This window comes from Rhizobium sp. AQ_MP (assembly GCF_014237835.1).
GTDB lineage: Bacteria > Pseudomonadota > Alphaproteobacteria > Rhizobiales > Rhizobiaceae > Allorhizobium.
Genome location: NZ_JACJVI010000037.1, coordinates 1 through 12,310, shown reverse-complemented (window position 1 = coordinate 12,310; position 12,310 = coordinate 1). Strand labels below are relative to the sequence as shown.

The window sequence follows — 12,310 nt, the reverse complement described above, 5'->3', positions numbered from 1 at the left end:
CCTGTTCCCGGCATCTAAGCCGAAGTCAGGCAGAAATTCCACTTATCCTAGCTGTGCAGATTTCCCGAGCCAGTTCTGACATCACTTAAGCGCCCTCAAGGTGACAATGATTTCAATCAGTGTCTTTCGCGTTGTCGGCAGCACAGAACCTATGGCGATGACCGCCATTGCCCCACCACCGCACTCAGCCAAAAGCGGTATGATCCCGGCGTCCAACCCACGCGTCAACCAATGACCCGCTCCCGCCCCGCCCAGTGCGAGTAAGAAGACGATCGCACTGGGCGCGATTGCAACGATTTGGTCGCGAAATGACACCGGCCCTCGACGACCTACAAACCACAGCGAAGTTGGTGCGGTAATAAAGGTGGTTGAAATGGCGAAACCAAAGGCAAAGCCATAAATCCCCCAGAAGGAGCCTATCAAAATGGCTGCGACGCGTATGCTGCAATCGATGACACTCCAAACTTGGAATTCGCGAATGCGCGCCTGACTTTGGTAGAGCATGCCACTAGTTTGCGCCATTCCGGACCCCACCAGCGCTATGGAGAAGATCTTCAGCATCTCACCGGCTGTCTGCCAATTCGGACCCAATAGCACCCTGATGACGTCGTCGCCCGCAAATATCAGAATACCGGACAGCATCATATAGAACAGACTAACTCGCCTTAACGTCGCCACGTAAAAGGCGCGGTATCCATCAGCGTCGCCGTTGAGCCGCGATAGTGACCCGAAAACAACAGTGTAAACCGATGAGAACATCACCGTGGATGGAATCGCGTAGATCTGTTGCGCACGGTTATAGTGTCCAAGCGGAGCCTCGCCCAAGTAACGACCGATGATGATTGCGCCAATGTTGTTGGACACGTAGTATAAGACGTTTGCAGCCGTGACTCCTGCGCCAAAACCAAGCAGCGAACTCGAGCTTTCTTCCCACCGTATCGATCCGGGGACCCAGCGCGCAGTAGCAAATGTCAGCACAGTTACAATGATTTGCTGCACCATCGACATCGCGACCAAGGCCCACACGTCATGTCGCCACCATCCTACGGTTACGCCCACTACAACCCCGCAGATCAATGCAAATATGTCTATCGTAGCGATAACGTTAAACTTGTACTGCCGACGTAGCAACATTGAATGCTGGGCCGATAGGCCGCCAACAATTGCAGCGAATATCATGGCCATTATTACCGGAGTAACAGTTTCCGAGTCATAAAATTTTGCAGCTGCCGGGGCTGCGATGGCTCCTAACGCGCCCAGCGTCAAGATTATCAACAGATTCGCCCAGAATAGAAAGCTTGCATCTTCCCGGCTAAGCTCCTGCTTCTGCATTCCGGCCGTCTGCAGGCCAAATTCGCGGAAGATGAGTAGGAAGCTCAGGACAGTCATGCCCATAGCGTAAATGCCATAATCCGCAGGCATGATAAGACGGCCGAGTACCGACTGAGCAAGCAACGTGATTATCAAATTGGCCAGCCGGGCCACGAGTATAACAACAGCGCTTCGACCGCTGGTTCGATCCAGCGTTGCCGTATCAACCTTAGCAAACAGGTCCGTAACCGGCTTGCCCGACCTTGATGGCCTCGAATTTCCGGTCATTCGAATACGCCTTGAGCACCGAAATGCATGAGAAGCGCTTGCAGTTGGCGGTCGTTTGCCCGCTCGCCCGTATTGTTGGTCTGCCAAAGCGCGACCTCTTGTGAAGACCGCCAGCTGATCAGTGCGAAGGGCTTTCCAACTCTGACAAATTCGCACCCAGCACGCCGACCCATGAGATACAGCCACATATCATCTGCTGTGGGAGAAAGCCGTCGCGCAGTTGCTGCGTCGATTACCTCCGGGGCAAACTTTCTAGCTTCAAGCAATATCCCCCCCACGCCTGTCGGAAAATTAAGCGGCGTAGGCTCCCGGCACCCTCCCTCATGCAGCCAATCACCATAGGGAAGCGGCTGACTGTGCTCATCCAAGTGTATCAAATGCAGGCGGTGACCGGCGATCTGATTTTCCGCTACGGGTTCCAGCAAATCGCCAAGCCAATGCGGCGGATAATAGGTGTCGTCATCACAAATCGCGATCTTATAGTCGGGATAGTATCGAAGTGCATGGATGAATTTGTTGTATGAGCGGAAATCTTCGCACTCCAAAATTTGCAATCCATTCGACTCGAGTTGGCGGATTTCTTCCGGGATCGCTGCCATATCTTTGGCTGCAATCCACAGCAGCACCTTTTCGGGACGTACCCGCTGCATTAGTAGGGACTTAAGCGTTAGTCCCAATGTTGGATAACGGGGTGGAAACGAGGTGAGCGAGATAACAATCCCCGGTGTCGGCCTGTGGCTGACTGAACGTGCATGGAAAGCCACCCACCACTTTAGCCTTACCCAAGTGGCCAGACCAACTTCCTTAAGCCTACGTTTTAACATTAGTCCCCCTCGGATCCCTGCGCTTGTCGATCGAATCTCTAGTTCTGCATGCACTCCCCGTGTGACAAATGATAAGGAGAATTAGGCCAGTGCTAAAATAAAATCCGCCACTTCCTTCCATGAAGCTGTACACGCTGAAAATGGTAGGAAATACAATTAGGAAATATACATCACAACAACGCTCTTTTATTTTTCCAATTCCTCTCAATATAGTCGATAATATAATCAATATAAAAAATATAGTCGCAGGGGCGCCGATTGAAACATACATCTGAATAAAGGCATTATGAGCAGAAGCCGCTCTTCCATCAACCGTAAAAAGCCTCGAGTCGAATACACCGATCTTGGAGATGGCGTTGAAGCCGTAACCGATTCCCGGTCGTTGTGCGCCGAGGTCCAGGTACGAAACCCATATGACGTCACGCCCCGAGAACGTCGCATCCTTCCCGAATAGACTTAAGATGACTTCAAGCGCCGCCGGTAGTGTAATGGCCCCAACTGTGACGAGGAACGAGATGATCAATATCATGGCGGAAAAAGATAACCTGGCTTTTAAGGCAAACTTAATCGCGACGACCAACGACACGGCTATCGCAGTGGCCGCTATGGCGGTGCTGGAACCTGCCCAAGCGATTGTAAAGAAGCCAAGCGAAATCGCGAAGGGCACGAGGCGCCCCTTCAGGTAACCCGACCCGGCCGCAGCCAGGGTCCACGTCAGAAGTACAAGTACGTTAGCTGCCAGTATGTTCTTGTGGCTGTAGATTCCGCGCAGGAGGCCGGCGAATTTGGAAGATGTCATCGTGCCGTACTGTGGCTGGAACAATCCCATCAGAATGGACACCACGCAAAGGCCGATCAAAGCCACACACACCACGTCGGATGTTTTTTGGTAGTCGAGCACAGTAGCCAAGTAAGAGGTAACGAGGATAACTGCAAGCATGTTTATTGCAGCTATCCATGTATCGCCCGGGCTTACGGACCATCCAGTGGATAACAGAGCCCACGCACCTAGCAATAACCAAAGCGCTGCTTTTTTTGCTCCCTGTAGCAATAATGACAATCTGAAAACTATCAATAAAAAGACGGTCCCCAAGATGAACAGCAGCAATGGCCGAAACAACGGATCGCCTACATCACTAGCCGCCCTGGTCTCGGAATCAAACGGTGTCGGGATGGAATATCCCCAGAAAAACAATATTACAAACAGTAGAAACGAGTTCCAACTAATCTTGCCTTTTCGAGGAGCTGCATTCGAGACCAATGTATTCCGCATCTAAGGTTCTAATCTCCCAAGCTCTGAAACAGCTTTTCGTATCGCCCGACAATAGTGCTGACAGAAAAATCTCGAGCCCGGGATACTTGCCGTAGGCTGTCTCGCACTTCGCCTAAGGCCTCATCCATCGCCGTTGCCATAGCCCCGACATCCCCAACTGGCGTCAGCCGGCCGTAGCGGCCGCCTTCGAGAACTTCCGACGGCCCATCCGGACAATCGGTGGACACGATGCGCAAACCGGCCGCTAGTGCCTGTACGAGAACATTGCCGAACCCTTCGAAAAGTGACGACATTACAAATAGATCGGCATGAACCAGCCACGGCATGATGTCTTTCTGCGTTCCGGGAAGCAGGACGTTGTCCCAAATGCCACATCCGGTGATAGCTGCCTCAACGTTAGCCCGCTCAGGGCCATCGCCTAGAATTATCAGTCGCGCTTGGCGTCTCTTGAGGAGGGCCGCAAAAGATGTCACCAACATCGGAAAGTCCTTCTGCGGGTGCATACGTCCGGCCGCGATGACAACAGGGATTTCAGAGCTTTCAGCTAGCCACGGATGGGGGACTGATGAGTTGACGAAATCACCCTCTGGTTCGGCTGGATTGTGGATGACTTGGATTTTTTCTCTGGGTATACCAGTGAAATGAGCAAGTGCATCAGCCAGTGGCGTGGAAACGCAGACGATCTGGCTGGCGCCCCGATAGAGTAGCGGCTTCAGCCGCCATACAAGCCGCTCCGAGCGAGACTTAAGAGCTTTGAACCCTTCTTTAGGATTGTCCCTTTCCGAAACAACGAGCGGTGACCGTGTAAAAGAGGTTAAGCGCGCTAGAACAGCTACCATATTTGGTACTGTGGTAGCACTAAACATCACATCGAAACGATTTAGCTGCATCAGTTTTCGTAGTGACAGAAAAAAATGTCTGACCCGCGTCGTGTCGAAATCTACAACTCGCACACTAGGGTCTATGGAATAGGGCTCCTCGAGTGGCGCGCGGAAGGCGACGGCTATAGTTACTTCGTGTCCCCTCGCCGAAAGCTCGTTGGCCATCTTGGTGGTCATGTGTTGCACGCCGCCCATGGTCAGATCCCAGTAAATTAACAGAATTCGCATTCGCGTCACTCCCACATCCCGTCTCCACCACGCTGCCGGCCCCATTTTGTGCCCGTTATGAACGCCTTCACGAGCAGCCCCAAAAGTAGAATGGGCTCGATCAAGTAGCGGAAGCCGAGGCGGCGGGGAGCGTGGATCAAGCGGTACGCCCATTCTAGACCCAGAGGCCCTAGGAAGCGGGGTGGCGTTTTCGCTCTTCCCGTAAAGTAATCGGCGAATCCGCCCACTGGCATGATCATTGGGATCTCGAGAAGATCGCGAACCTGCGCAATCCAAGCCTCCTGCTTCGGCATGCCTAGTCCAACCAGCAGCAATGCTGGTCGCAGCATGCGAATCTGTTCAATTGTTTTCTTCTGTGCCGAGTCTTCGCTCATATCGTTATCATCAAATGAACCACTAAGTGCGACGATCTTGAGGTCTGACACGAGCGTCTCAAGCGCCCTCTGGTTCTGGCTGGCTCCCGCAGTGTCGGAGTTAACAATAACCACCAGCCAACCGCGTGCTGCGCACAGTTCCAACAGTTGTGGAATGAGGTCGATATGAGTGTTCCGGGCGACAGGCGGGATGTCGACCCCTGCAAGACGGGCGGCCCACAGTATAGGAGTACCATCAATATGAACGATGGTGTTTTCGCTTTGCAGCAAAGCCGCCATGGGGGCGGTCGTGAGCGCGCAGTAGAGGCCATGCAGATTGAGGTTAGCTAATACGAACGGCGCCTGGCGTGTTACGGCATGCTCGAACAAGCCTAGTATTTCATCTCGTCCCACCGTATCTACAGGCAGGCCGGCAATCCAGAAGCGACGAATACCGGAAACCCGGCTCGTTCCGCCGTGGCTCAACTGTGTGTAAGTCACGTGGCACTACCTTCCGTTTTGCTCAAGATCTTGCATACATCATCAGCATATTGGTTCGCGACGGCTTGAAATCCGTAACGAGCGCCCTGCCGCCTTAGAGCGCTGCGGTCGGTGTTGTCGGATAGGATCGCTTCGATTTCCGATGCTAGGATCGGCACTGTCGGCTCCCTGGCGATTCGTCCGAAGCGGCCATAGCCAACTAATTCCAGCGTTCCCATTGAGGCCTTAGTGACCACGACTCGGCACCCGCAATAGAGCGCCTCTATCACCACTGTCGGCAGAGCTTCCCATTTCGAACTTAATATGAAGCCTGCTGCGCGTGCCAAATAGGGAAAAGGATCTACGAAACCTGGCAGATCGACACTGTCCTGCAGACCAAGCTCGTCGCGCTTTGCCTCTAGAGTCTGGCGCAGCGGACCTTCCCCTAAAACTATAAGTCGCGCTGGTGTCTTTTTGGTCACCTCGGCAAAAGCCTCGAGCAGCAAGGCCTGATTCTTCTGGTCCGACAATCTGCCGACATTGACAAGCACCGGCAACGCTTCATCGAAGAAGTGATGCTTGGTTGGTGCCGCCATCCGAGCATCCGCGTCGGCCCCGATCACTGCATTGGGCATTACGCTCAGCGGCAGATCGCTACGACGGGTGAAGGCGGCGACGGATATCAGGCTACTGGCGTCCACGCAGTATATCCGAGCGAATCGACCATAGAGGTGAGGCGCCAGTCGATACCCCAGAAGCGCGGCGAGCTTGCGCTTGTCGGACTGGTACGTCTCGTTCATGTCGCCATGTTCGATGGCGACCATTGGCAGGTTGCGCAACACTAGCCCTGCCAGTGCCGCCAGCACGTTGGCGATAACCATAGCCGAAATTAGCACGTCTGGCGCGCTTTTGCGCAACGCGCGGACCAGTGCCGGCGCGGCGAGCACAGCGCGCCGCGCCCCCAGATCGGTAATCCTCACCTTAGATGATAGCAGGTTTTTGCACGGACCGGAGCTGTTTACGACGATCATCTCCACATCATGGCCTATTTCGGCCAGCCCGTTGGCCAACATAACATGCGCCCGTTCTCCACCACCCCCATTGAAATTGTTTAGTAGTAGCGCAAAGCGCAGCGGGCGTTTTGTCATGACTGAACTCCTAAAAGCGCTAGATAGCGGTCAGTCATAGCATCAAGCGTGAAATCTCCAGCTCTCAGAATTTGTCGATTGCTCATATGTCTGGCATACTCTTCATCGTCACGAATCCGCCGCAGCGCAGTGATCCAGGCGTGATGATCGAGCGGTAGAACTAGGCCGGCGCTATCCGCAGTCACAGCGGCAATTGACCTCACATCATGCCCGACGAACGGAACACCAGCTACAAATGCCTCCAGCATGGCAATGCTTAGCCCCTCGAACAGCGATGGCATCGCAAAAACATCGAGCGCCCTCAAGAAATCCGGAACTCGCTCATGCACGACCGCCCCGACAAGAGTTAGGCGATTGGCGACTCCTAAGCGCTCCGCCCGCTCTAAAAGCGCGTCACGAAGGTGGCCTTCTCCGAGTATCGCAACGTGAGCCCCATCGATCTCGGGTAGCAGATCGACGAGGAACCCCTGGTTCTTTTGTTCAGCAAGTCGGCCGATATTGCCAATGAGGAAACCGTGTTCGGGCAGGCCAAATGACACCCGCGCCGCGTTGCGTCCCATCGTTGACGGTGCCAACTTCAGACCATTTAAAATTGTCACTGCATCGGCAAGCGGGGCATCACGGCGCAACGAGTCACTTACCGCATCTGAGACAGCTATCTCGCGTTGGTAAAGCCTCAGCCGGCGCGCAACAATATCCAACAGCCGAGAAACCCTCGGATAGCTTTCATAGACGTTGTGATGCACCGGAAACAGCTTTCCACTAAGGCCAACTGCTTTCATCATTGCAGCGAGATTGTTAGAATAATGCGAATGGGCGATTACTACCTGCGGGGAATACCGCTGCCAACTGGACCACAGCTTGAAAAGCAGCCGTGTCGAGTCTACTGGAGACCGGACGCGATGAGGAAGTACAGACTCGTAGTCCCGCCGAGGAAAAGCGGCTGTGTCTTTCTCATAGAGGAAAATTAGTTTCGATTCATGACCTCGGTCCAAGAAGGCCCTATGTAGCTGTAGAGCTACTGTTTGTGCACCGCCGCTTTCTAGCTGGGTAACTATTGAGAGTATCCTCATGCAACTTGGTTCTCATGGTTGTAGACAAACAGAAATCATACTTCTCCTTTCGCATGGCCGGCCATTCCAAAGCCGTCAAAATAGCTTCTGAAAGCATCGACGCTCCTATGGCAAATAGATCGAGAGCACGACGAAGCATAAGAAGTTGCATGATCCTCTACGTCCGCGCATAGGCGCCACTTTTCCCGCACCTCGCCACTGCTACAGGAAGGATTGAGAAATCACTGGAAGCTCAAAACACCTAGATTAACTTCGGCTTTCAATTCGACTTGCTCCCGACATTCGACATTCTTTTACAAAAATCGTCTTGAGTAGTAGTCGAACCAGATTTCATTTGGCCACACTGGTATCGAAAGGGTAGGCTTGCAGTACTGGGGATGCGGAATTCACTCTGCGGCTAGATATTGTTTTTTAAAGGGTCGGTTTGCAGCGCTGCGACCGATGCACCAATAGTCAAAATCGGCTGCTGTCACCTCATCCTCGGTATAGAGATTTCGCAGATCGACCAGCAAGCGGCCCGAGGTACGTGCACGGAGCTGTTTTAGGTTAAGGTTTTTGAATTCGTTCCATTCCGTGAGTATCACCACTGCATGTGCCTTATCAGCTGCCTCATAAGCATCCGAGCAGTAATCGAGATCGGTCAGAAGTTTCTTTGAATTTTCCATCGCTTCAGGATCATAGGCTCGTACATGCGCACCAAAATCTTGAAGGGCTTGAATTAGTGGAATAGAAGGGCTGTCGCGCATATCATCGGTGTCTGCCTTGAAAGCTAGGCCAAGGACTGCGATCGTCTTGCCCCGCACATTGCCTCCGCAGGCGTCAACAATACGAAGTGCCATAGCACGCTTGCGGTTCTCGTTGACTTGGATCACAGTCTCAATTGTTCGGAGTTGTATGCGATAGTCACGTGCTGTCTTGGAGATGGCCAATGTATCCTTAGGAAAGCAGGATCCTCCATATCCCGGCCCAGTGTTGAGAAACTTGATGCCAATGCGGCTATCCATTCCTATTCCTCTCGCCACATCCCTCACGTCGCCGCCGACAGCTTCGCAAAGGTCTGCGATCTCGTTTATGAAGGTGATCTTCATCGCCAAGAATGCGTTGGCGGCATATTTCAGCAATTCTGCAGATCGTCGCGACGTATGGAGTATGGGAGTGTTCTCGAATCCCGGCAGGTTGTAGACGGCCGACACGACGTCCTTGGCCCAGTCGTCTTCACTGCCAATTACAATACGATCCGGTGTCATAAAGTCGTCAATTGCTACCCCCTCCCGAAGAAATTCGGGGTTAGATACAACTGAGAACCGGAAGGGTCGGTTTGCAGCTTGGAGCAAGCGCTCTACCTCATCCCCGGTTCCGACTGGAACCGTCGACTTATTGACAACAACGAGGTCGCCCGAGGCTTGTTCAGCTATGTCTCGAGCTACGGCATAGACATACTTCATATCGGCGTGACCGTCAGTCGGTCGGGGAGGGGTACCAACCGCAATGAATGCAGCATCCGCACCAATCAACGCTTCGCGCAGATCTTCTGTGAACTCGAGTCGTGCCACTTCTACGTTCTCTACAACCAAGACATCAAGTCCCGGTTCATAGATAGGCATAGCTCCATCACGAAGAGCTCTAATCTTTGCAGAGTTGTTGTCTACGCAAACTACATTGTGTCCAAGTGCGGCGAAACAAGCGCCCGCAACGAGTCCTACATAGCCCGAACCAATAACGACAATCTTCATGAGCGAAACTCCACTTTTGATGCCGGCGCTGATTTGGACTCCGCCGGCACTATGAATTGGCGGAAGTACGCGATTGACTTGAGCAGGCCTTCCCGCAACTGGACTTCTGGTTGCCAGTCAAGATACTTCTTCGCACGAGAAATGTCGGGGCAACGTTGTAACGGATCATCCTGGGGGAGCGGCATGTTGACAAGCCGTGACGATGATTCGGTCAATTCGAGGACTAACTCTGCTAATTCTTTAACAGTGAATTCAGTTGGGTTCCCTATGTTTACTGGGAAGCTAACAGTGTCCGGCGCGTCCATAAGCCTAATCATACCCTCGATCAAGTCATCCCTATAGCAAAATGAGCGAGTCTGCAGCCCATCACCATAGATCGTAAGATCCTCACCGCGCAGCGCCTGAGTTATGAAGTTCGATACCACCCGGCCGTCTTCCGGATTCATACCTGGACCATAGGTGTTGAATATACGTACAAGCCGGACGTTCAGTCCGTAAGTGCGTTGATAGTCATACACCAAAGTCTCTGCGCCCCGCTTTCCCTCATCGTAACATGAGCGAATACCAGTAGTATTCACGTTTCCCCAATAGTCTTCCCTCTGAGGGTGCACCAGGGGATCGCCGTAGATCTCAGATGTTGATGCCTGGAGAATTTTTGCGTCGCAGCGGCGCGCCAACTCCAACATGTTCATCGTGCCGATAATGTTGGTCTTAAAGGTATAGATCGGGTCAGCCTGATAATGTGGAGGAGAGGCGGGAGAAGCTAGATTATAAATCTCATCAAACTCGCCAAAGGCTTTTTGTGCAACGCATTGCTCAACAATACAGAATCCGTTGCGCCTCACAAGATGAGCAACGTTTGAGTGAGAACCGGTATAGAAATTGTCTAGGCAGGTTACTCTTGCGCCCAAATCCAGCAAGCGTTCGCATAGGTGACTTCCGAGGAACCCTGCGCCACCTGTCACCAATACACTTTTCATTGAATTATCTCGTTTCCGACAGTCACGTGGGACTCCCGCTCACAGGCACTGCAACGGGCTGCTAGTTTTTCACGGCTTGAGCGGTTTGCTCATCCGTGGAGTTCAAAATTGAAGAGATTAGAAGCCGGTACCTCCGCGAAACTCCGTCCAAATCGTGGAGGCCAAAATCTTGAAATCAAGCCAGATCGAAAAATTGTCGACGTAATAAAGATCGCAAGCAATGCGCGCCTTGGCCTTTGATGGACGATCGGTCGGTCCGCGCAAACCGCGCACCTGGGCAAGCCCGGTTAGCCCCGGACGCATAACATGACGATCATGATAACTTGGGACAAGCGATTCATAAGGCATGCCAGCCGCGAGCATACCTATCGGATGGCAACGTGGCCCAACGATGGACATATCCCCGACCAGAACGTTCCAGAGTTGCGGCAACTCATCAATATTGGTGCGTCGCAATATAGCGCCGAAACGAGTAACACGCGGATCGCTCTTCGTTGTCTGCTGCACGCCAGTCGCATCACATAGATCAGTGCGCATCGAGCGAAACTTGTATACCAGTATTATTTTGCCGTCCTTACCCCAGCGCCGCTGAGAGAAGAGTGCAGGCCCTTTGCTGTCGATCTTTATCAGAGCTGCGACGACCAAAAGAAAAGGCATGAGAAAGACAAGTGCCGTGAACGCTATGAAAGCATCGACAACTCGCTTTGCAATGAAATGATTTACTTTAATTTTATTTGTTGAAGGCAGTTTAACATCTGTACTGTTCGATGCTCCCCAGCCATTGTTAATCTCACGCGCTACACTGAATTGGTACGACATAAAGTCCCCATATCCCTTTCAGGGTTCTGAACTCATAATCTGGGCCTGTCTTAGAGGAAAGGCAGGGTGCTGTCACGCAGCGCATTTACTTTTGGTTAACTTAAGCACGAAACTTGCCGCACCGCAACATGGCGGTTAATTGTTTGTAAACATCAAATGCCTTACCATTTCTAGATCTTCCGTGATCCACCCCCAGAAAAGGTCGCTGAACCGCTGAAGCTCCAGAAAGACTGGTATGTGGCAATCGGCATCTGTGATGATCGGTTTATCGGCGTTAGAGTATCCGTTGTGATCAAGTGGGTTTTGGCTCCCATTTTCGATTTGTCCGGATCAGTGCGTTTGCCAGCACGATGAGCTTGCGGATTCCGATCTGAAGCCGGCCGGCATTCCGATTAATTGCCGGCCACCGTTCCGATTTAAAGCCGGCCACTATTCCAATCAATTACCGGCCGGTTCTCGGCTCTAACGATATCCCTTGGGTCAGCAACTTTGGCATCAAGCCTCCCGGTACACGAGGAGAGTTTGATGCCGGCAAAGAGAAGGCTGACCATGAGACAATTACGACAGATGCTCCGGCTTGCCGGAAGCGGAACAAGCTTCCGCGAGATCGCGGTGGTGCTGGGCGTTGCTCGCAGCACGGTGCAGGATAATCTGAAGCGGGCGGCGCTGGCGGGTTTGACCTGGCCCTTGCCCGGAGAGCTGACCGACGATGCGCTTGAACATCGTCTTTTCGCCCGCGCTGGGGTCAAGCAGGGGCAGCGGCGAAGGAAGGAGCCTGACTGGGCTGAACTTTCGATCGAGCTGAAGAAGCCAGGCGTGACACTGCTGATCCTTTGGGAAGAAAGAACTGGCTCGGGAAATCTGCACAGCTAGGATAAGTGGAATTTCTGCCTGACTTCGGCTTAGATGCCGGGAACAG

11 protein-coding genes are annotated in these 12,310 nt (G+C 52.8%); 1 reads left to right on the top strand and 10 read right to left on the bottom strand.

Annotated features, from left to right (window positions below; genetic code table 11):
- Window positions 1-81: 81 nt before the first annotated feature.
- The 10 genes from H6M51_RS23895 to H6M51_RS23850 all read right to left on the bottom strand — a co-directional run bounded on the left by H6M51_RS23895 (window position 82) and on the right by H6M51_RS23850 (window position 11,391).
- Window positions 82-1,599, bottom strand: a complete 1,518-nt coding sequence (locus H6M51_RS23895; protein WP_185812271.1) for a lipopolysaccharide biosynthesis protein — start codon at window positions 1,597-1,599, stop codon at window positions 82-84.
- A complete protein-coding gene (locus tag H6M51_RS23890) occupies window positions 1,596-2,423 on the bottom strand; it encodes a glycosyltransferase family A protein (protein ID WP_185812270.1) in 828 nt (275 codons plus the stop codon). The genes H6M51_RS23895 and H6M51_RS23890 overlap by 4 nt, the downstream gene beginning before the upstream one ends.
- Window positions 2,410-3,696 (bottom strand): O-antigen ligase, encoded by a 1,287-nt coding sequence (locus H6M51_RS23885; RefSeq protein ID WP_185812269.1) that lies wholly within the window; start codon window positions 3,694-3,696, stop codon window positions 2,410-2,412. The genes H6M51_RS23890 and H6M51_RS23885 overlap by 14 nt, the downstream gene beginning before the upstream one ends.
- A gap of 8 nt (window positions 3,697-3,704) precedes the next feature.
- Complete coding sequence (locus tag H6M51_RS23880) at window positions 3,705-4,805, bottom strand: glycosyltransferase (protein ID WP_185812268.1); 1,101 nt, start codon at window positions 4,803-4,805, stop codon at window positions 3,705-3,707.
- A 5-nt stretch (window positions 4,806-4,810) separates the two neighbouring features.
- Window positions 4,811-5,659, bottom strand: coding sequence for a WecB/TagA/CpsF family glycosyltransferase (locus tag H6M51_RS23875; RefSeq protein WP_185812267.1), 849 nt, complete (start codon window positions 5,657-5,659; stop codon window positions 4,811-4,813).
- A complete protein-coding gene (locus H6M51_RS23870) occupies window positions 5,656-6,786 on the bottom strand; it encodes a glycosyltransferase (RefSeq protein WP_185812266.1) in 1,131 nt (376 codons plus the stop codon). The genes H6M51_RS23875 and H6M51_RS23870 overlap by 4 nt, the downstream gene beginning before the upstream one ends.
- On the bottom strand, window positions 6,783-7,859 hold the full coding sequence (locus tag H6M51_RS23865) for a glycosyltransferase family 4 protein (RefSeq protein ID WP_185812265.1): 1,077 nt from the start codon (window positions 7,857-7,859) through the stop codon (window positions 6,783-6,785). The genes H6M51_RS23870 and H6M51_RS23865 overlap by 4 nt, the downstream gene beginning before the upstream one ends.
- A 386-nt stretch (window positions 7,860-8,245) precedes the next feature.
- Complete coding sequence (locus H6M51_RS23860; protein ID WP_185812264.1) at window positions 8,246-9,592, bottom strand: UDP-glucose/GDP-mannose dehydrogenase family protein; 1,347 nt, start codon at window positions 9,590-9,592, stop codon at window positions 8,246-8,248.
- Window positions 9,589-10,572: a UDP-glucuronic acid decarboxylase family protein gene (locus H6M51_RS23855; protein WP_185812263.1), complete on the bottom strand. Its 984-nt coding sequence runs from the start codon at window positions 10,570-10,572 to the stop codon at window positions 9,589-9,591. Before H6M51_RS23855 ends, H6M51_RS23860 begins: the two co-directional genes overlap by 4 nt.
- 117 nt (window positions 10,573-10,689) lie before the next feature.
- Window positions 10,690-11,391, bottom strand: a complete 702-nt coding sequence (locus H6M51_RS23850; RefSeq protein WP_185812262.1) for a sugar transferase — start codon at window positions 11,389-11,391, stop codon at window positions 10,690-10,692.
- Between the two features lie 549 nt (window positions 11,392-11,940).
- Here H6M51_RS23850 and H6M51_RS23845 point away from each other — a divergent pair.
- Entirely contained in the window at window positions 11,941-12,264 is a 324-nt protein-coding gene (locus H6M51_RS23845; RefSeq protein ID WP_210314926.1) for a transposase, read from the top strand.
- The last annotated feature ends 46 nt before the right edge of the window (window positions 12,265-12,310 follow it).

Excerpts from the sequence above, each read along its gene's own strand:
- H6M51_RS23895 (WP_185812271.1), bottom strand. The coding sequence starts at position 1,599 with ATGACCGGAAATTCGAGGCCATCAAGGTCGGGCAAGCCGGTTACGGAC.
- H6M51_RS23890 (WP_185812270.1), bottom strand. The coding sequence starts at position 2,423 with ATGTTAAAACGTAGGCTTAAGGAAGTTGGTCTGGCCACTTGGGTAAGG.
- H6M51_RS23885 (WP_185812269.1), bottom strand. The coding sequence starts at position 3,696 with ATGCGGAATACATTGGTCTCGAATGCAGCTCCTCGAAAAGGCAAGATT.
- H6M51_RS23880 (WP_185812268.1), bottom strand. The coding sequence starts at position 4,805 with ATGCGAATTCTGTTAATTTACTGGGATCTGACCATGGGCGGCGTGCAA.
- H6M51_RS23870 (WP_185812266.1), bottom strand. The coding sequence starts at position 6,786 with ATGACAAAACGCCCGCTGCGCTTTGCGCTACTACTAAACAATTTCAAT.
- H6M51_RS23865 (WP_185812265.1), bottom strand. The coding sequence starts at position 7,859 with ATGAGGATACTCTCAATAGTTACCCAGCTAGAAAGCGGCGGTGCACAA.
- H6M51_RS23860 (WP_185812264.1), bottom strand. The coding sequence starts at position 9,592 with ATGAAGATTGTCGTTATTGGTTCGGGCTATGTAGGACTCGTTGCGGGC.
- H6M51_RS23855 (WP_185812263.1), bottom strand. The coding sequence starts at position 10,572 with ATGAAAAGTGTATTGGTGACAGGTGGCGCAGGGTTCCTCGGAAGTCAC.
- H6M51_RS23850 (WP_185812262.1), bottom strand. The coding sequence starts at position 11,391 with ATGTCGTACCAATTCAGTGTAGCGCGTGAGATTAACAATGGCTGGGGA.
- H6M51_RS23845 (WP_210314926.1), top strand. The coding sequence starts at position 11,941 with ATGAGACAATTACGACAGATGCTCCGGCTTGCCGGAAGCGGAACAAGC.